The sequence below is a fragment of the Legionella steelei genome, assembly GCF_001468005.1.
In the GTDB taxonomy this organism is placed as follows: domain Bacteria; phylum Pseudomonadota; class Gammaproteobacteria; order Legionellales; family Legionellaceae; genus Legionella; species Legionella steelei.
The window spans coordinates 1,374,512-1,393,785 of the sequence record NZ_LNYY01000019.1 but is presented as its reverse complement, the minus strand read 5'-3'; the positions used below and the strand labels follow the sequence as shown (position 1 = coordinate 1,393,785).

Here is a 19,274-nt window from a genome sequence, read left to right as displayed (position 1 = left end):
ATTAGATAACCTCCTGGTTTAATAAAGTTATATGCTCATCCAATAACCAATTACTGTACCAATGCATTAATTCTCTCCGCTCAGCCTTAAAATCAGCACGTAAATATACACCTCTTACTCCCTGTACCTTATGTGCAAGTTGAGCTTCTATAGCATCACTCCTAAAATTACCTTGCTCATGTAGCACACTTGAAGCCAACGACCGAAATCCATGCGCTGTATGACGATTTTTAAAACCGGCATTATGCAAGAGCTTACGCACACTTGTTTCACTAATAGGTTTTGATTCTTTCAGGGTGGGTGAACTAAACAGATATGGTGTAAATCCCGTTATCAGTCTTAATTCTTTCAGTAAGTTCAAAACATGAGGAGTTAAAGGAACCCAATGAGGAAGCCCCATTTTCATTCGCTCCCCTGGTATATTCCATTCAGCTTTTTGCAAGTCAAACTCACACCATTTCGCTTCCCTTAATTCTGATGGTCTCGTGAATACATGTGCTAGTAATTCCATATATATTTTAATAATTTTTGAAGAGTTCGTTTTTTTAATACTCCTCATCATTTTATGAGCTTCATTGGGTGAGACTGATGGTTGATTAGTAACTCTGGGCTTTGGCGCTAATACTTTTTTCAATCCGATAAAAGGGTAATTTTCAGTTAAAGAAGCACCTACTGCAAACTCAAATATATCTTTTAGCCTGTTATGTAATCGATGTGCTACCTCATGGTGCCCTTTTAATTCGTGGGGATGAATTATTGCTAATAATTCTAATTTTGTAATACCATCAATTGGTTTTTCACCTATAAAAGGATAAATATCTCGTACTAAGCTTTTATAATGGCGATTGCTTGTTACTTCTTTCCAACGATGTATGTTTTTTTTGTACCAGTGTTCAGCAACTTCTTTAAAAATAATTTTGGGGGAGAGATTAGTATACCTTTGCCGTGGATCAATTCTTTGGTTAACCATATCACGGTAACTTTTAGCAAGTTCTCTGGCCTTGCTTAGGCTAATGCTTGGGTAGCAGCCTATAGTGATCGTTTGGGGTTTTTTATTCCACTGAAAACGAAATAAAAATACTTTTTTGCCACTAGGACGTACCTCTAATACCAAACCATCACGATCAGCGTGGCGTTTGCCATCTTCAATTTTTAAAGATTTAATACGTGCATCTGAGAGCATTGATAATAACCTCAACTAAGCAGCGTTCTTTGGTTTAGAGGGGAATAAAAGACTTACCCAAAAATTTACCCAAAGTGCGTGCGGATATATATGAAAAAAAACGAATAGTTGAGAACGATTTGAGAAGTAAAAGTCAATATTATTTATTAAAAATCAATGAATTGCATTCTATTAAGAACCATTAAGAAATGTTAAAAAAATCTCAATGGTACCTAGGGTGGGACTCGAACCCACACGGTGTCACCACCACCGGATTTTGAATCCGGCGCGTCTACCAATTCCGCCACCCAGGCATTTGAGCGGCCATTATAACAAAGAAATAAATTCTCACAATGGGTTTTAGTATATTATTATTTAAAAATAACTAATTATTAAGCGGGTTTTATGAGGAAATATCATTTTGTTATTCTTAGTTTTTTTCTTGCACAATTTGCAGCACATAGTTATGCAACGAGTTGTCCTGATCCTGAAACAACCTCTTTAAAATGGGGTGTACCACCCGCACCATGGATGGTAAATCCTTATTCCCCTAATCCTCCTCAAGGAGAGAAAAATACCCGTTTTGTACGTGCAAATATTTTAGTTGCTGGTTATGGACAAGGGGTGATTTGTACTTATAAGAACTCAGTAGGGGAATATTCCATTTGGTGGCAGGTTCTTACTAAAATCCCATCACGTCTTGATTACCATTGGATTGAAACATTGAATGGTTTTGTTTGTACTCAAGGATTAGAGCAATGTCTGTTTTACAACGCCTGATTTGATGAGGTCCTATAAATTGGTTTGGTTGATTTTGTACTAAAATTAACTATATATTTTTTTAATCATCAAAAAAGGAGTCCTGATCATGGATTTGAGTACACTTACGAACCAAAGCCCTAAAGTTATGGCTGTGGTAGAAGCTATAAAAAACGATCCTAATTTTTTTAGTGAGTTAAAAGATAATCCTCAGCAAGCATTAAGTAAAATTGGTGTGGAGCTCAGTGAGGAGGAAATGGGTCTCGTGCAAAAATTAGGTGACTTAAAAGAGCTTGAAGCAGAGGCTGAAAGTTTTTTTGCCAAAATTAAGGGACTTTTTGGGTTTAAAGAAAAAGACAGTAATTAAATTTAAAGCAAATTAAATTATGCGCGTCATTTATGGCCTGGGCGTTATTTTTTCATGTCCATATTTCGGGTGCTAGCGTTTATGTAGTTTTAATAAATATGGTCTATATTATTAATGTCATAGACGAAAACGGAGTTTCAAATGAAAAATATGAATTGGGCTTCTAGATGGACAAACCAGCTTATTGCTGTTCTTTTTTTATTGAGCAGTCCTTTAGCTGGCGCGTATGCGGCATGTTGTTCAGGCCACGGCGGGGTTGCTTCTTGTAATAAAACTACCGGATTTCAAATGTGTAAGGATGGTACGGCCTCTCCAACGTGTAAGTGTACGAAGTCAAAAGCTGCAACGACAACAACGACCAAACCAAAAGCTAGCAAAACAACTACCACTACAACACCAACCACAACAAACAAAACGACTACGACTACAACGAAACCTAAAAGTCACTGGTGGAGTGGAAAGTCAACAACTACTAAACCTACAACAAGTACAACACCTAAAAGTACTACAACCAATGGTACAAGTAGTAAAGGGTGCTGTTCGAAACATGGTGGGGTAAACCAATGCAATAAATCCACTGGTTTTCTAACCTGTAAAGATGGTTCGCAATCACCTAGCTGTGCTTGTCATTAAACCATTATATTTCATAACCCAACTACGTGGTAATTGTAGCCTGGGTGCAGCATAGCGGAACCCAGGGTTGTCTGAATAAATTTCCTGGGTTCCGCTATGCGGCACCCAGGCTACGTTTTTTGGGTTTCAACTCAGACGACAACTCTGTATTATGCATTGGATTTGTGGAAGCCCTGTACATCTTGAGAAAGAAGCGACGTGTATTCTTCACAACTGATAAGCTTGTCCTGTTTGTTGTTTTACAGCCGACTGTTACGTATTTTGTAATGCGTGTTCAGTAGACTGTGTCACTAGTGGCTGATTAGGGACTGTATTGCTTTGTTGTACTTTTTGCGCTGGATCGATATTCTCATTAGTCACTGCTGTATTTGTGCGCGCTTGATCATTCAGTTTCGCAATAATTCGCGTAATTCCAAATTCACCGCTAGATTTACGCTCCATAGTTAAATAAACATTCAGCAGCTGTGTCGCTTTTACTTGATCGTTTTGATAAATAACTTGTAACGGTAACTCGAAGCTCCATTGATTATTTGTCATTCCAGTGAGTTTTGCTTGGCCGAGCACTTTACTACTCATAATCAAGTTTTGTGATTTAATTGCTGCTAAGTTGCCCGATTTATCTAAAGCATTCTTAAAGTGCTCCCAGCCTTGAGCTGTATAACAGGGCTCCAATTTTTGTAATTCAGTCTCTATCGTTGCAGAACTAAAATTGAAAGATTGGGCTGCGGCTTGCTCTGCCCATTTTGTAACCAAATTTTCATCAATCTTCGTCGTGGCGTCAGGAACTTTGTAATCACAATTAATTATCTTGGGCTTTGGTGGCACGGAGGGCGCATTAAAAATAATTTTTGGAACTTGAGTTGATTGAGAAAGTTCACGTTTGGAGGATGGAGGAGTCGCATTCGGGACGGCTTTCATTTGTAAAATTGCGAGCTCCCCATCCATTTTCCTGCCTATCGTTAAATTAACATCAACTTGTTGGGTCATTTGATTCTTATCATTTTGATAGACTACTACTTGCATTGGCAAGGTAACATTCCACTGATTGTTTTTATTTTCGCTAAGTTGTGGTTCCATATCGCTGTCTGGATTTTGATTTTTAATGATTTTTATTTTATCTAAATTGTGTAATGCTAAATTAAATCCGATGCTTCCTTTTTCCTTAAGATAGGAGAGCACTTTAGGTAGTTTAGTACCCAAAACATCTGATTTAATATCAAGAAATTGATTTTCGGCCTGCTCTTTTGCGGTATCTAAATAGTGTAATACAGAATTCAATCCAATGGTTTCTTGTTCTTTCAAATAGGATGCTAATTGAGGCAATTTAGTATCCAAGATCTCCGATTGAATCGTCAGAAACTGATTTTTGGCCCATTCAAATTCATCTGCATTAAGCGGTTTTTCTCCTTCCACAACCGCTATGGGATTTTTATTATCATCAGAAGTTAAGTTTTGTGCATCTAAGCTTTGATATTTTTGTCCTTCAATAAGATATTGGAGGGGGTTGCTATTATCATGATCTAGTTTGAAGCACAGCTCGGCCTGGTTTGGGGCATCATCCTTCTCTGCGACGGATGATTTTGAATTCGTAACGAATAATGAGGCCACAAAAGAAGCAGCCAGTTTTTGTAGGTTATCCACATTATTGATTTGATGAGTCACGCTCAAAGCAACACTGTTTAACGCCTCTCTTACGGTGATTGCTTTTTGAGATAATGCAGGCAAACGTGGCGTTGTGATCATCTGGACTATCCCGAGTTTAAATGCGTTTCTCCAGCTGATAGTTATGTACACATTGAGAAAATGGGTTACCTCTTCTTTATCGTTTTTATAAAAAACTTTAATGGGTACGTTCATTTTCCATTGGTTTTCCTGGGTATCAATAAATTGAATTTCTCCATCTAATGCGCTGCTCACCTTTAGATTTTGTGTTTTAATTGAATTAATATTTCCTGAATCTTGTAATGCATTCATGAAGCTAGCCCATCCATTTTGCGTATAACATGCTTTTAAATTCTTCAATTGAGAATCAAAAGACAGGAAATTAAAATCAAAAGAATGGAGCACGGCGTATTCTGCCCAGCTTACAATTAAGGTTTTATCAATTTTTTTGGTTTCTGCAGAAATTCTATAATCACAATTGATTTCGATTGATTGCGACTTTTTTGTTGTAATGTAGGATTTGGTATCCGTGGATGTTTTTTCAGAAATAACGCTTGGGGTTTGTGCTGCATGTACTGGCACACAGACTAGATTAAATAACACCCCACAAGCTATAATTTTTTTCATGAGATAACATCCTTATTAATATCAACAATTTTTTGCTAACGTCCTGTAATTATAGATAATATTCTTGATTATACTTTTTTATTAGGATTTGTTTTCACTTCTAATATTTGTTCTGAGCCTATTCTATTTTAAGAGTGTATTAGAGAGTACAAAAATTTCAACATGGCTCAAGAGATCTTACAACAATCTTGTTACCACTAAATGCAGATTTCAAGCATCCATGCCTTTATTTTACATATGAATTGGGGCCTAGATACGGTTTTCCGTAATATCTATCATCATTTGCAGGGATTTTTTGGCATTATCAATAACCCATTGCTGATCATGTGCCGCTAATCTATGTCTGCTTCCAGTGAATTCATTGACCACATCTCCTGCTTTAACTTCATTATACGACATGGTTTTTCCTTGTCTTAGTAAATCGACAAGAGCTACAAGATGAGGGGGATCATTGCGGGACATGGTAGCACAACCACAACCTATACCTTTTTCATTTTCTTTTTTAGGGGCTTCAGCCAAATTAACTACTGCGATATTTAAATTTTTACAATGTTGCTTTAGATTTTCTACCATATGATTTTCAGTGCCAATAGCATAACGTTTGGTTTTAGCTCGATCATGAACCACATAATCCCAGATAAAGGCTGTAGACCCCGAATGTTGTGCCACTTGGATTACTGAATTGCGGCACTCAGGATGTACGATAGTAGCATATCCTTGATTATGCCAATAATCACACATTTCGGGTTGATAATGCGTGTGTACAGCACATTGGCTTGCAAATAGAATGAGCTGTGAGTCATCAAATTGTTTTAGCGTTTTTGCATCTTGATTTGCAAGTGAATATTGAGCTCCTGCAGTTCCACCTGGCCAATAAGCAAGATTTTTTATGCCTAACCAATAAGCTACGTTTTCTCCCATATGTTGATCGGGAATAAATAGAATTTTTTTATTTTGCTTCAGGGCCCATTGAAATATTTTTTTTACATTTGAACTAGTACATACAGCGCCACCTTGGGCACCAGTAAGTGCCTTGACTCGGCCTGAAGTATTCATATAGCACACAGGTAAAATATTCTCAGCGCCATAACGTTCATTTAAATCGAGAAAAGCAGGTTCCACCATAAAGTCTTTCGCAAGCATCTCCATCGTGCAACCAGATTTAGGATTAGTAATATAAACTTGCTGGTTTTTGTTCGCTAAAATACTGATTGACTCGGCCATGAAATGCACCGCCGATTCGATAATAACGGATTTTTCAGGATGCTCAGCGGCCATCAAAGCCAATTGGTAGGAATCACCAATAAGTCCACCAAATTGCTCAACTAAACGGACAATATCGCCACCCATGTAATAATGTGCCAAGAGTAATAGCCGTTCTCCAAAATGATCCTGTGCTTTTTTGAGATAAGGTGTCATCCAAGCTAAAACAGTGGTGAGCTTACGATCAGGCAATGCCTGGTATTCTTGAGCATAGGGGATAAATTCTTCTTGATACCAGTCGATAGGGTAGTCACTTTGGCAAATGCTCATATCATTGCTGATGGGCATTAATGTAGTTTCAGGTGTATAAAGGGTGGGGTTTTTAAACATCTTTTGCCTCAAAATCATTTTAATGTGTCGCTTTTCTAATGTAGCCCGGTGCAGCGTAACCGGGGTTTCGCTGCACCTTGGTTACATTTGGTATTATTCTGGCGAAGTATCCTGTAATCCAAGTTTAGCAATACTTTCTTGTGCCTCAGCTTTTTTATTTGGGTAATCTTCTCGGAAGTGACCACCACGTGATTCCCGTCTTGCTAGAGCAGCTCTGACAATTAATTCAGCATTGAGAATAATGTTTCTTAGCTCAATAAAATCTCGGGTGATACAATGCTTCCAATAATACTCTTCAATTATTTTTTTTCGCTTCATTATTAATTGTAGTAGATCTTCAAGTCCTGCCTCAGTACGAACTATACCTGCATAAGAAGTCATTTCTCCTCTTAAGCCACGCCACTGCGCATTGATTTGACTGGCTCGCCTGGCATTAACTTCACTTGGGGCACTCCAGTTTGGAATATGTTCTGTGTATTTCCAGGGAGCAGAAATGTCTTTTAAAGTACATCGTGCGGCATTAGAACCCATGACTAAGGCTTCAAGTAACGAATTACTTGCAAGGCGATTCGCACCGTGCAAACCAGTAAAAGCCACTTCCCCTATGGCATAGAGGCGTTTTAAATCGGTGCGGCCATCAATATCGGTAAGTATACCACCACACTGATAATGTGCCGCAGGTACAACAGGGATCATGTCCTGACTCATATCGATACCAATGGACAGTAGCGTCGTATATATCTGAGGAAAACGTTTTTTCAAAAACTCTTTGGATTGATGGGTTATATCAAGGTAAACATATCCCATTTGGCTGCGTTCAATTTCACTAAAAATGGCGCGTGCAACGACATCACGTGTTGCCAACTCCATTTGCTCAGGGGCGTAGTGTTTCATGAACCGCTCCCCTGTTTCAGCATTTTTAAGAAAGCCTCCTTCACCACGCACTGCTTCTGAGATGAGGAAATTATTTAAAGAATGATGATGTAATAGGGTAGGGTGAAATTGATAGAATTCCATATTGCCAATACGTGCTCCAGCACGATACGCCATAGCCACACCATCTCCAGTGGCAACCATGGGGTTGGTTGTATATCTGTATGTTTTACCTGCGCCTCCAGTGGCCAGTACCACACAATTGGCCAAAAACGTATGAATTTGATTTGCCGCACAATCTAAAACATAAGCCCCTAAAACTTCTCCTTGAATATCCGTGCGATGGGGGTGGTAATGAGTAATCAGATTCACAGCGACATGATGTTCAAAAAAATGAATCTGCTCTTTTTGTACTGCAAGTTGATTCATTGTTTGAGTTATAGATAAGCCTGTTTGATCACCACAATTAAAAATACGTCGATGAGAATGTCCACCTTCTTGTGCTAAATGAAAACTACCTTTGTTGTCTTGCTTGAAATGAACGTTGTATTCGCCCAATTGCTTTATTGTATCTGGGCCTTGACGAATAATAAATTCAACAGCCGGTGCATAACACAATCCATCACCGGCAATTAGGGTATCTGAAATATGGGATTCCAGGGAGTCTTCTGCTGAAAAAGCAGCAGCAATGCCACCTTGAGCATAACGACTATTGCATTCAATGGCTTCTGCCTTGCTAATTAATGCAATGTTTAAACGTGGTTGCAGACTAAGGAGCTGCAAACAATATTGCAATCCTGCCAGTCCTGTACCAATAACAAGCACATCAAACTCGAAGGTTCGTCCTTGTTGTGAGTGGGTATCACTCATAAAAAGGCCTTTACTAATTGAGTTGCTAGCCCCGTATAGTTCTCTGGTTTCAGTTTAAGCAGTTGCTCTTTCGCTTCTTCGGGTATGGAAAGTCCCTTAATGAATACTTTGAGACTTTGCTCATCAATTCCATGTCCGCGCGTTAACGATTTTAATTGTTCATAAGCATCAGGCACATTATAGCGGCGCATCATAGTTTGTACTGCTTCAGCGAGTACTTCCCAGTTTGACTTTAAATCTTCTTGCAAAGCGCGCTTATTGATTTGTAATTTATCATTACCTTTAGCCAAAGAGAGATACGCGATTAAGCTGTACGAAAATCCCATACCTATATTACGTAAAACTGTAGAGTCGGATAAATCGCGCTGCAGTCTTGATTGAGTGAGTTTATTGGCAAAATGAATAAAGAGGGCATTAGCCATCCCCAGGTTTCCTTCTGCATTTTCAAAATCAATAGGATTTACCTTATGCGGCATAGTAGAAGAACCGACTTCACCTTCTATTGTTTTTTGTTTGAAGTAGCCAAGAGAAATATAGCTCCAGATGTCTTGGGTATAGTCCAGTAAGATATTATTAATACGCATCATAATTTGTGATACTTCAGCCAAACCATCATGCGGCTCAATTTGTGTGGTATACGCATTAAAAGACAAACCTAGAGAGGTAACGAAGTTAGCGCAATGTTTACGCCAGTCTACTTCAGGGTAAGCCACAACATGTGCATTATAGTTACCAACAGCACCGTTGAATTTACCAGGAATCAAGACTTCACATAATTGTTGTTGCGGTCTTTTGAGACGAGCCACAAAATTGATTAGCTCTTTCCCCATCGTTGTCGGTGTTGCGGGTTGTCCATGTGTTCTAGATAACATAGATACATCGCCATGTTGTTTTCCTAGAAGTGTAATGCCGCCCATGATTTCAGCAAGCGTGGGTTGAATGACTTGCGCAATGGCTTGTTTTACCATTAAGGCATAAGCTAAATTGTTGATGTCTTCTGAGGTACAAGCAAAGTGTATGAAAGGAATAATTGCTTTCAAACTGTTATTCTGCTGGAGCTTATCTTTTAGATAATATTCTATTGCTTTAACATCATGATTGGTTTGCTTTTCAAATTCTTTAATCTTGATTGCTTCAGCTTCATCAAAATTGGCCATAAGATCATTGAGAAAATCTTTAGCTTTCTGATCTAACGGAGGGACTTCAGGAATAGAATTATTCGCAGCCAAAGATTCAAGCCAACGAACTTCTACAGTGAGGCGATAATAAATTAAAGCGAATTCACTAAAGTAGGGACTCAAAGCCCGTGTTTTATTAATGTAACGTCCATCGATTGGAGAGATCGCATTTAAAGCAGTAAGAGTCATGAGTAGCTAGCCCTAATGGTAAAGCACATATAATATTAGATGCGCGAGCAGATGTGAATTAAAGTGAGGAATTTTATCAGAAAATTGATATTTTTTTAATATGTTTGTGTATAATAGTTTCATTTTTGCAAATGAGTTACAACATTTTATGAAAACCGTTATTGAATCTTATCAAGTAGGTCTGTTTCACAAGAAATATTGGTTACAAAATATTATATCAGGAATAATTGTAGGCGTTGTTGCTTTGCCTTTGGCAATGGCATTTGCTATTGCCTCGGGTGTTAGGCCGGAGCAGGGAATTTATACAGCAATTATTGCTGGGATAATTGTTTCGGTTATGGGCGGGAGCCGGTTACAAATTGCAGGCCCTACAGGTGCTTTTATCGTGGTACTTTCAGGGATTACTGCAAAATATGGAGTGTCCGGACTGCAAATTTCCACGCTGATTGCGGGGTTCATGTTATTATTTTTTGGACTTGCTCGTTTAGGCGGTATCATTAAATTTATCCCGGCACCTGTGATTATTGGGTTTACTGCAGGAATCGGTGTAGTGATTTGGGTAGGACAATGGCACTACTTTTTTGGTTTTCCCTCTGGAGGCAGTGGCCATTTCCATGAAAAGTTATGGTATTTATTAAACTCTTTTCCACAACTTAATTTATCTACAACTCTTTTGGGATTTTTCTCGTTATTCTTAGTCATTTTTTCCAATAGAGTTCCTGGGCTAAAGCGTGTTCCTGGTCCACTTGTCGCTTTATTAGTCATATCCATATTACAGGCCATCTTTCATTTTTCTGGGGTAGCAACCATAGGTTCCTCATTTGGAGGGATCCCACAAGGCTTGCCAGAATTTAAACTACCCGAGCTGACTGTCGATAGAGTGATTGAATTGATAGGGCCGGCATTCACTATTGCTATGCTGGGTGCGATAGAATCTCTTTTATCCGCAGTAGTTGCTGACGGGATGGCAGGGACAAAACATAATTCCAACCAAGAGCTTATTGGGCAAGGACTCGCTAATATTTTTGCACCTTTGTTTGGTGGATTTGCAGCAACAGGAGCTATTGCACGTACCGCAACAAACATTCGTAATGGTGGTAATAGTCCTTTGGCAGGGATAATTCATGCACTCACTTTGGTTTTAATTATTCTTTTCTTAGCTCCTTTGGCAGTAAATATTCCGCTAACCGTATTGGCGGCAATTTTATTTGTTGTCGCTTGGAATATGAGCGAGGTAAAACATTTTATTAAATTAGTACAACGCGCTCCCAAAGCGGACGTTGTGATTTTGCTGGTAACTTTTTTTCTTACAGTGTTTGTTGATTTAGTCGTTGCAGTAAATATAGGCGTCATTCTTGCTGTGTTGCATTTCATTCGACGGATGGCTTCCAGTGTTGAAGTACAACAAATGACTCAGGAAGAGCTAGCTCATGAATTGGCAGGGCAAAATATGGATGCTTTGCCTGAGGGCGTATTGGTTTATGCTGTAGAAGGGCCTTTTTTCTTTGCTGCTACTGAAGCATTTCAACATGCCTTAGCAGTAACCCATACTGATCCCAAGACCTTAATCATTAGAATGCGTTGGGTACCCTTTATGGATGTTACTGGTTTGCAAACTCTGGAAGAGGTTATTGAGGATTTACAAGAACGAAAAGTGCGGGTGATTGTCAGTGGGGCTAATTCACGAGTAGAGGAAAAACTACGCAAAGGGGGTATTGTGACGCTTCTGGGTGACAAGAATTTCCATAAAGATTTTTCACAAGCCTTAGCTGCATGTAACGTATAGTTTGACTTTTGTATAGGGTACTCATACCTTGGATTAAGGAAATTATCTACTGAATCTGTGGGTATGAGTATGAATATTGTCTCACAATAAAGTTTCTCATTCCCATAGCCGCACATTTTCAGTAAGATAATGATCATTTTACATGGCTTGGGGTAGTTATGACTGTCAAAACACATATTATCGATTTAGCACATCTTGGCATGCACGACCTAGAGCAGGTTGGCGGGAAAAATGCTTCTCTTGGAGAGATGATCAGTCATTTATCCTCAGCAGGGGTTGCTGTCCCAGGCGGTTTTGCAACAACTGCAGACTCATTCAAAGAGTTTTTGGCTCAGGATAATTTAGATAAAAAAATCTATGCAAAATTAGCAACCTTAGATGCAGATAATGTGCAGCAATTGGCTGTCATAGGAAAAGAAATCAGGGAAATGATTATCAATACACCATTTACTCCTGATTTTGAGCGCTCAGTGCGTGTGGCATACGAGCAACTGGCAAAATCTATAGGCCATGATAATTTTAGTGTGGCGGTTCGTTCATCAGCAACAGCAGAAGACTTGCCTGATGCTTCCTTTGCTGGTCAGCAAGAAACATTTTTAAATGTAAAGGGAATTGATGAAGTTCTGCTCTCAATAAAGCATGTTTTTGCATCCTTATACAACGATCGAGCAATTACTTATCGTACTCATCATCAGTTTGAACACCACGAAGTCGCTTTATCTGCAGGTATTCAACAGATGATTCGTAGTGATCTGGCTGTAAGTGGTGTGATGTTTACCATGGATACCGAATCGGGTTTTGATCAGGTAGTATTTATTACTTCATCCTATGGGTTAGGTGAAATGGTTGTTCAGGGAGCAGTCAATCCTGATGAATATTACGTACATAAGCCAGGAGTAAAAGCAGGCAGACCGGCTGTTATCCGCCGTAATCTGGGAAGTAAAGCGTTAAAGATGATTTATTGTGATGATCCCAGCAAGAAACAACGAGTTAAAACGGTCGATGTTGATGCCAAAGAACGATTGTTATTTTCTTTAACCCAAAATGAAGTGGAAAGTTTGGCACGTCAAGCTTTGATTATTGAAGAGCATTATGGCAGGCCTATGGATATAGAGTGGGCAAAGGATGGTTTGAATGGGCAACTATATATTTTACAAGCACGTCCGGAAACAGTAAAAAGCCGTGATAACAAACAAATATTGGAGCGTTATACCTTACAGAAAAAAGGAGAGGTATTGGCTGAGGGACGCAGTATAGGACAACGTATAGGCCAAGGTAAAGCACGAATTATTAAAGACGTCAGCGAAATGGACCGCGTGCAACCGGGCGATGTGTTGATTTCAGATATGACGGATCCTGATTGGGAGCCCGTAATGAAACGTGCTTCTGCTATTGTGACCAACCGTGGTGGTAGAACGTGCCATGCTGCGATTATTGCGCGGGAATTGGGTATTCCTGCTGTAGTCGGATGTGGGGATGCTACGAAAACCATACATGATGGTGATGAAGTGACAGTGAGCTGTGCTGAAGGGGATAATGGTTATGTTTACGCAGGTATATTACCTTATGAACTGATACGTCTTGATGTAGAAACCATGCCTGAGTTACCGATGAAAGTCATGTTAAATGTGGGTAATCCTGAAAGAGCGTTTACATTCCAATCGATTCCTAACTCAGGAGTAGGCCTGGCGCGCTTAGAGTTTTTAATTTCGAATACAATTGGTATTCATCCGCGTGCATTACTGGATTTTGACCGTTTAAAAGATAAAGAGTTAAAACAATTTATTACTGAGAAAACAGCGGCTTATGCTTCTCCTGTTGAATATTATATTGAACGATTAAAAGAGGGGATTGCAACAATCGCTGCTGCATTTTATCCCAAACCTGTAATTGTACGATTATCAGATTTCAAATCAAATGAGTATGCCAATCTTATTGGTGGTAATTTATATGAACCACATGAAGAAAATCCAATGTTGGGTTTTAGAGGCGCATCACGCTATGTTTCTGAATCATTTGCTGAGTGTTTTGCTTTGGAGTGTAAAGCGGTCCGACGAGTTCGAGAAGAAATGGGATTAACTAATGTCGAAGTGATGATCCCCTTCGTAAGGACAGTTTCTGAGGCGGGTAATGTGATTCAGGTTTTAAAACAACATGGACTTGAGCGAGGTAAGAATGGATTGCGTGTGATCATGATGTGCGAACTCCCTTCCAATGCATTATTAGCAGAAAAATTCTTAGAACACTTTGATGGCTTTTCTATTGGTTCTAATGACTTAACGCAATTAACATTAGGTTTAGACAGAGACTCTGGATTGATTGCCGCGCAATTTGATGAGCGCAATGATGCAGTAAAAGCTTTGTTGCACATGGCAATTTCTGAGTGTAAAAAGGCTAATAAATATATAGGTATTTGTGGCCAGGGCCCCTCAGACCATCAGGATTTTGCACTGTGGTTGATGAACGAGGGAATAGAGAGTGTTTCACTCAACCCTGATTCTGTTTTGGAAACGTGTTTATTTTTGGCAAAGCAATAAGCTTCTATAGATCTCTTTACTTGCCGCGCCTCATACGCGGTATCCAGAAAGGTATCCTGGTTGCTTGCAACCAGGATCTATTGAGGTATGCTCTAAGGAAATCGGGTTGCAAGCAACCAGGCTACATCGTAGCAAATTGCTTAAGTGCTCTTTTGCCTAAATAGGTTATCAAGTGGCGTATTATAGCGAGGTATGGAATCGTAATGCAGCGTTTAAAAAGGTGGTTTTTTCTTGCCGGAATATGTCCTGCGATGGCTTTTGCCTCTGCTGATCCTGGGCATGTGGATCCGGTTGCGTTTGTATTACTTGGTGTGACTACTATTTTTTTCTTTGCAATTATTGGACGATATACAGCAAGACGTTTACATCAGCCTAGTGTTCTTGGTGAATTGGTGATAGGGATCCTTATTGGCAATTTATTCTATTATTACGGATTTCCATTAGCTGTTTTATTACGAGAAGGCTCTTCAATTTTTGATATAGTCAAAGCAATACTTGAAGGGGTTTCGTTAAATCAAGCAGTTACATCGATTATACCTAACTCAAATTATGCGCAACAAGTAGTCAATGCGTTAAGCGGACCTCATGGAGCTGATTATTTGAAAATCGCCTATATCGTGGATATTTTTTCGCGTTATGGAGTTATTTTTCTCCTTTTTATGGTGGGTTTGGAAAGCTCCATAGAAGAAATAAAGCATACAGGCCGTGATTCATTTTTTGTCGCGTTGCTTGGGGTGATTGCGCCCATGCTTCTGGGTTTTGGTGTCGCCTATCTATTAATACCTAATGGTACCTATCAATCTGATTTATTTATTGCAGCTACTCTGAGTGCGACCAGTATAGGAATTACAGCCCGGGTACTGACTGAAATGAAAAAATTACGTACCCGAGAAGCAAAAATTATTTTGGGTGCAGCGATGTTGGATGATGTGATGGGCCTGATTATATTGGCCGTGGTCAGCTCTTTAGTAATTAGTGGGGTCGTAGATATGATGGTTGTATTGCGCATTATTGTGAGCGCAGTACTGTTTTTTGCGGGTACTTTATTTTTAGGTCCAATCGTTTTACGTAAGGCTATCCATTTTTTTCGTTTTCTTGAACCCTGGGAGTCAAAGTTATTTATTTCTTTCCTTTTTATTATGATGCTCTCTTGGTTAGCTTCTGTGCTACAACTTGCAACAATTATTGGTGCTTTTACAGCTGGAATTATTCTTCATGATGACTATTTTGATGGTAAGCCTTTAAGCAAGCAAGAAAATCGTAGTATTTACCATCTATTATCTCCTTTGGAAACGATATTGGCTCCTATGTTTTTTATCGTGATTGGTATCCAGGTTAAATTAGAAAGTTTTTATCACTGGAATGTGATTATTTTGGCAAGTGGCTTAATCGTTGCTGCTGTAGTTGGCAAATTACTCTGTGGTTATGGGGCGCGCACTTCAAATGATCGATTGCTTATTGGTATTGGGATGTTACCACGCGGTGAAGTAGGTTTAGTTTTCGCTTCTATTGGTCGAACTCTAGGTGTCATTTCCGATGATTTATTCTCTGCAATAGTTTTGATGGTTATGATTACTACGTTTATAGCTCCTGTGTTATTAAAAGCACGTTATACAGCGAAGGATAGGAAACTAGCACATGAATAAAGCTTTTTTAGAGGTTGAGTCCGATGTAACGCGTGCATTACGTGAGGATGTAGGTGCTGGAGATGTTACTGCGAGTTTATTACCTCCTCAGCTTCAGGTTGAGGCAGAAATTATTTCTCGAGAACCGATGGTCGTTTGTGGCCAAGCTTGGGTTAATGAGGTATTCAATCAGCTTGATGAGCAAATCAAGCTGGAGTGGCGTGTTGCTGAAGGTGAGTGGTTAACACAACCATCTACGCTATGTACTTTATATGGGCCAGGAAAAAGTATTTTAACAGGTGAACGTACTGCATTGAATTTTTTACAGACTCTTTCAGCTACAGCAACGCAAACGTATCGATATACACAAAAGCTTCGTGGTACACCGACTCGATTGCTGGATACGCGTAAAACCATTCCGGGCTTAAGAATGGCGCAAAAATATGCGGTGACGTGTGGCGGTGGTTTTAATCATCGCATGGGACTGTATGATGCTGTTTTAATTAAAGAAAATCATATTGCTGCCTGCGGTTCAGTAGCCAAAGCGGTTGCATTGGCAAGACAGAACCATAAAGAAATTTTAGTTGAAGTAGAAGTCGAAACTCTAGATGAGTTGCGTGAAGCAATTTGTGCTCATCCAGATCGAATTATGCTGGATAATTTTAGCGAGAAAATGCTTGAAAAAGCAGTTAGAATGAATCAGCCAAAACATTGTACTTTAGAAGTGTCTGGGGGCGTTACTCTGGAAAACATTGCTGCAATAGGTCGATTAGGTGTTGATTTTATTTCCGTTGGTGCAATTACCAAATCAATTCAAGCCATAGACTTGAGTTTACTTATTAGGAAGATTTTATGATGCCAATGATTGTTTTTACAGGAGGCGGTACAGCAGGGCATGTAGCGCCTAATATGGCGTTGATACGTGAATTGAGTCGTAAAGGTTGGGAAATTGCCTATATAGGTTCTGCTAGTGGTATTGAAAAACAGATGATAGAACCACTCAAAATCCCATTTTATAGCATAAGTAGTGGTAAATTACGTCGATACCTCAGTGTAAAAAACTTATTGGATCCGTTTAAGATCATATTGGGTATCGTGCAATCTTTTTTCTTACTTAATAAGTTAAAGCCGGATGTGATTTTTTCCAAGGGAGGATTTGTTGCATTTCCGGTTGTAGTCGGCGCTTGGTTAAATCGGATTCCTGTTGTTGCTCATGAGTCGGATATGAGTCCTGGACTTGCTAATCGGCTTTGTTTTCCCTTTGTTCATAAAATTTGTCTGACTTTTGAGGCGGGCAAAAAACATTTTAAAAAACAGGATAAAATTGAAATAACCGGAACGCCTATCCGTGAGCAGTTGTTTGCGGGTAATGGTGACCGTGGCCTTCAGTTATGTGGATTTAATGCGGACAAACCATGTCTCTTAGTTATCGGCGGCAGTTTGGGGGCCGGCTCCATCAATCGAAGCATTCGTGATTCTTTAGAGCAATTAACTCAAGAATATCAAATTATCCATATATGTGGAAAAGGGAAATTAGAGCCTTCTTTAATGGCTCGAGAAGGGTACAAACAATTTGAATATGCAAATGAGGAGTTAGCTGATTTGTTTGCTGCAGCCTCAATTGTTATTTCACGCGCAGGTGCGAATTCTCTTTATGAAATTTTGGCTTTAGGCAAGCCCCATATTTTAATTCCTTTATCGGCTGAAGTGAGTCGGGGAGATCAAATCCAAAATGCTCGATATTTCCAAGGATTGGACATTAGTCTCGTAATTGAAGACAAATCTTTAAATACAGATACTTTGCTGCAAAGCTTACATGAACTGGAGAAGAATAAAAGGGATATTATTAATAAAATCAATGCACTAAATATTAAGTCGGCTACGGAGCAAATTGTAGCTATTATTGAGGAGCAAGTTCATGTTCAATCCGCAAGCACTGTATGATTTTGTATGTCACCAATGGGAAAAGGAAATTATCCCTAGCTTATGTGATTACATAAAAATTCCTAATAAATCACCTCATTTTGATCCAAAATGGCAAGAACATGGGTTAATGGAGCAGGCGGTTACCCATATTGCTAATTGGTGTAAGGCCCATGCGCCTAAAGGAATGATGTTAGAAGTGATGCGGTTAGAAGGTCGTACCCCTTTAATTTTTATCGAAGTTCCTGGACAAATTGATGAAACAGTTTTGTTGTATGGTCACCTTGATAAGCAACCTGAAATGTCAGGATGGAGTGACGATTTACATCCATGGAAACCGGTATTAAAAAATGGACGCTTATATGGACGAGGTGCTGCAGATGATGGTTATTCTGCATATGCTTCGTTAACTGCGATTAGCGCTTTGCAGAAACAAGGTTTATCTATTCCACGTTGTATCTTAATTATTGAAGCCTGTGAAGAAAGTGGAAGTTACGATCTACCTTATTATATTGAATTGCTCAATGAGCGCATTGGTAAACCCAAGTTAGTCATTTGTCTTGATTCTGGAGCTGGTAATTACGAGCAATTATGGATGACGACTTCATTGCGTGGCAACTTGGTTGGTGAACTGTCGGTTGAGTTAATTCGTGAAGGTGTTCATTCTGGGGCTGCAAGCGGTATCGTTGCAGACAGTTTTCGGGTGGCTCGTCAACTCATTAGTCGTCTCGAAGATGAAGTTTCAGGAGAAATCAAATTACACGAATTATATTGTGACATTCCTGCAGAACGAACGCAGCAAGCAGAGAAGTGTGCCCAGGTTTTGGGCGATTCAGTTTATGCTGAGTTTCCATTATATGCTGGTGTCGAGCCAGTAACAAAAGATAGAAAACAGTTAATTTTGAATCGAACCTGGAAGCCTGCATTAACAGTTACTGGCGCTAATGGATTTCCTGCTATAGCGGATGCGGGGAATGTTTTGCGTCCACAAACGGCATTAAAGTTGTCTATGCGCCTGCCGCCTTTAGTCGATCCGAAAGTTGCTGCCACGGTGATCTCTGATACATTAACTAAAAATCCTCCCTATCATGCCAAAGTGAGTTTTAAATTAGGGGATGGCTCACAAGGATGGAATGCACCTGAGCTTGCTTCTTGGCTGGAAAAAGCAGCAGATGAAGCTTCAATGACTTACTATGACAAGCCAGCTGCTTACTTTGGGGAAGGTGGTACCATTCCTTTTATGGGAATGTTAGGAAAGAAATTTCCCGAGGCTCAATTTATGATTACTGGCGTTTTAGGGCCTCAGTCTAATGCACACGGACCTAATGAATTCCTGCACTTAGATATGGTAAAAAAATTAACTGCATGTGTTGCTTACGTACTTTATCATGCGAGTTAATCATACGAGCCCTGCTGAACAGCTAATATAGTTGTTAATCTTTCTTCATTGCTAAATCAATTTCCCTTCTCCCCTCAGGGGAGAAGGTGCC

General features: G+C 39.4%; 14 protein-coding genes and 1 tRNA gene. 9 read left to right on the top strand and 6 right to left on the bottom strand.

Translation table 11 applies throughout. The features are described from left to right. Position 1 precedes the first annotated feature (1 nt). A complete protein-coding gene (locus tag Lste_RS10290; protein WP_058510928.1) occupies positions 2–1,183 on the bottom strand; it encodes a tyrosine-type recombinase/integrase in 1,182 nt (393 codons plus the stop codon). A 206-nt stretch (positions 1,184–1,389) separates the two neighbouring features. Continuing rightward, positions 1,390–1,476 (bottom strand) — tRNA-Leu (locus Lste_RS10285). Between the two features lie 91 nt (positions 1,477–1,567). On the opposite strand from Lste_RS10285, the gene Lste_RS10280 reads away from it, so the two are divergent. The 3 genes from Lste_RS10280 to Lste_RS10270 all read left to right on the top strand — a co-directional run bounded on the left by Lste_RS10280 (position 1,568) and on the right by Lste_RS10270 (position 2,921). Beyond that, complete coding sequence (locus tag Lste_RS10280; RefSeq protein ID WP_058510927.1) at positions 1,568–1,942, top strand: DUF3757 domain-containing protein; 375 nt, start codon at positions 1,568–1,570, stop codon at positions 1,940–1,942. Positions 1,943–2,030: 88 nt separating this feature from the next. Then, positions 2,031–2,288 (top strand): hypothetical protein, encoded by a 258-nt coding sequence (locus tag Lste_RS10275; RefSeq protein ID WP_058510926.1) that lies wholly within the window; start codon positions 2,031–2,033, stop codon positions 2,286–2,288. Positions 2,289–2,429: 141 nt separating this feature from the next. Beyond that, a complete protein-coding gene (locus tag Lste_RS10270; RefSeq protein WP_157070725.1) occupies positions 2,430–2,921 on the top strand; it encodes a hypothetical protein in 492 nt (163 codons plus the stop codon). 252 nt (positions 2,922–3,173) lie between these two features. Here Lste_RS10270 and Lste_RS10265 read toward each other — a convergent pair whose 3' ends face one another. The 4 genes from Lste_RS10265 to purB form a co-directional block, all read right to left on the bottom strand. Further along, positions 3,174–5,210 (bottom strand): DotI/IcmL family type IV secretion protein, encoded by a 2,037-nt coding sequence (locus Lste_RS10265; RefSeq protein ID WP_058510924.1) that lies wholly within the window; start codon positions 5,208–5,210, stop codon positions 3,174–3,176. Positions 5,211–5,459: 249 nt separating this feature from the next. Then, positions 5,460–6,803, bottom strand: a complete 1,344-nt coding sequence (gene nadA, locus Lste_RS10260) for a quinolinate synthase NadA (RefSeq protein WP_058510923.1) — start codon at positions 6,801–6,803, stop codon at positions 5,460–5,462. Positions 6,804–6,896: 93 nt separating this feature from the next. After that, positions 6,897–8,546 carry an L-aspartate oxidase gene (gene nadB, locus Lste_RS10255; protein WP_058510922.1) on the bottom strand — a complete coding sequence of 550 codons (1,650 nt, stop codon included), beginning with the start codon at positions 8,544–8,546 and terminating at the stop codon, positions 6,897–6,899. Then, the gene (purB, locus tag Lste_RS10250) at positions 8,543–9,913 is read right to left on the bottom strand and encodes an adenylosuccinate lyase (RefSeq protein WP_058510921.1); all 1,371 of its coding nucleotides are present in this window, start codon (positions 9,911–9,913) and stop codon (positions 8,543–8,545) included. The genes nadB and purB overlap by 4 nt, the downstream gene beginning before the upstream one ends. Positions 9,914–10,061: 148 nt before the next feature. Here purB and Lste_RS10245 point away from each other — a divergent pair, with 148 nt between their 5' ends. The 6 genes from Lste_RS10245 to Lste_RS10220 all read left to right on the top strand — a co-directional run bounded on the left by Lste_RS10245 (position 10,062) and on the right by Lste_RS10220 (position 19,183). After that, on the top strand, positions 10,062–11,699 hold the full coding sequence (locus Lste_RS10245) for a SulP family inorganic anion transporter (RefSeq protein ID WP_058511714.1): 1,638 nt from the start codon (positions 10,062–10,064) through the stop codon (positions 11,697–11,699). Positions 11,700–11,857: 158 nt separating this feature from the next. After that, positions 11,858–14,236 carry a phosphoenolpyruvate synthase gene (gene ppsA / locus Lste_RS10240; protein WP_058510920.1) on the top strand — a complete coding sequence of 793 codons (2,379 nt, stop codon included), beginning with the start codon at positions 11,858–11,860 and terminating at the stop codon, positions 14,234–14,236. Between the two features lie 203 nt (positions 14,237–14,439). Further along, positions 14,440–15,882, top strand: coding sequence for a cation:proton antiporter (locus Lste_RS10235; protein ID WP_058510919.1), 1,443 nt, complete (start codon positions 14,440–14,442; stop codon positions 15,880–15,882). Further along, the gene (gene nadC / locus Lste_RS10230) at positions 15,875–16,717 is read left to right on the top strand and encodes a carboxylating nicotinate-nucleotide diphosphorylase (protein WP_058510918.1); all 843 of its coding nucleotides are present in this window, start codon (positions 15,875–15,877) and stop codon (positions 16,715–16,717) included. Before Lste_RS10235 ends, nadC begins: the two co-directional genes overlap by 8 nt. Further along, positions 16,714–17,805: an undecaprenyldiphospho-muramoylpentapeptide beta-N-acetylglucosaminyltransferase gene (locus Lste_RS10225; protein ID WP_058510917.1), complete on the top strand. Its 1,092-nt coding sequence runs from the start codon at positions 16,714–16,716 to the stop codon at positions 17,803–17,805. Before nadC ends, Lste_RS10225 begins: the two co-directional genes overlap by 4 nt. Beyond that, entirely contained in the window at positions 17,780–19,183 is a 1,404-nt protein-coding gene (locus Lste_RS10220; RefSeq protein ID WP_058510916.1) for a M20 family metallopeptidase, read from the top strand. The genes Lste_RS10225 and Lste_RS10220 overlap by 26 nt, the downstream gene beginning before the upstream one ends. Positions 19,184–19,274: the final 91 nt, after the last annotated feature.

Excerpts from the sequence above, each read along its gene's own strand:
- Lste_RS10235 (WP_058510919.1), top strand. The coding sequence starts at position 14,440 with ATGCAGCGTTTAAAAAGGTGGTTTTTTCTTGCCGGAATATGTCCTGCG.
- nadA (WP_058510923.1), bottom strand. The coding sequence starts at position 6,803 with ATGTTTAAAAACCCCACCCTTTATACACCTGAAACTACATTAATGCCC.
- Lste_RS10245 (WP_058511714.1), top strand. The coding sequence starts at position 10,062 with ATGAAAACCGTTATTGAATCTTATCAAGTAGGTCTGTTTCACAAGAAA.
- ppsA (WP_058510920.1), top strand. The coding sequence starts at position 11,858 with ATGACTGTCAAAACACATATTATCGATTTAGCACATCTTGGCATGCAC.
- Lste_RS10270 (WP_157070725.1), top strand. The coding sequence starts at position 2,430 with ATGAAAAATATGAATTGGGCTTCTAGATGGACAAACCAGCTTATTGCT.
- Lste_RS10225 (WP_058510917.1), top strand. The coding sequence starts at position 16,714 with ATGATGCCAATGATTGTTTTTACAGGAGGCGGTACAGCAGGGCATGTA.
- nadB (WP_058510922.1), bottom strand. The coding sequence starts at position 8,546 with ATGAGTGATACCCACTCACAACAAGGACGAACCTTCGAGTTTGATGTG.
- Lste_RS10290 (WP_058510928.1), bottom strand. The coding sequence starts at position 1,183 with ATGCTCTCAGATGCACGTATTAAATCTTTAAAAATTGAAGATGGCAAA.
- purB (WP_058510921.1), bottom strand. The coding sequence starts at position 9,913 with ATGACTCTTACTGCTTTAAATGCGATCTCTCCAATCGATGGACGTTAC.
- Lste_RS10280 (WP_058510927.1), top strand. The coding sequence starts at position 1,568 with ATGAGGAAATATCATTTTGTTATTCTTAGTTTTTTTCTTGCACAATTT.
- nadC (WP_058510918.1), top strand. The coding sequence starts at position 15,875 with ATGAATAAAGCTTTTTTAGAGGTTGAGTCCGATGTAACGCGTGCATTA.
- Lste_RS10220 (WP_058510916.1), top strand. The coding sequence starts at position 17,780 with ATGTTCAATCCGCAAGCACTGTATGATTTTGTATGTCACCAATGGGAA.
- Lste_RS10265 (WP_058510924.1), bottom strand. The coding sequence starts at position 5,210 with ATGAAAAAAATTATAGCTTGTGGGGTGTTATTTAATCTAGTCTGTGTG.
- Lste_RS10275 (WP_058510926.1), top strand. The coding sequence starts at position 2,031 with ATGGATTTGAGTACACTTACGAACCAAAGCCCTAAAGTTATGGCTGTG.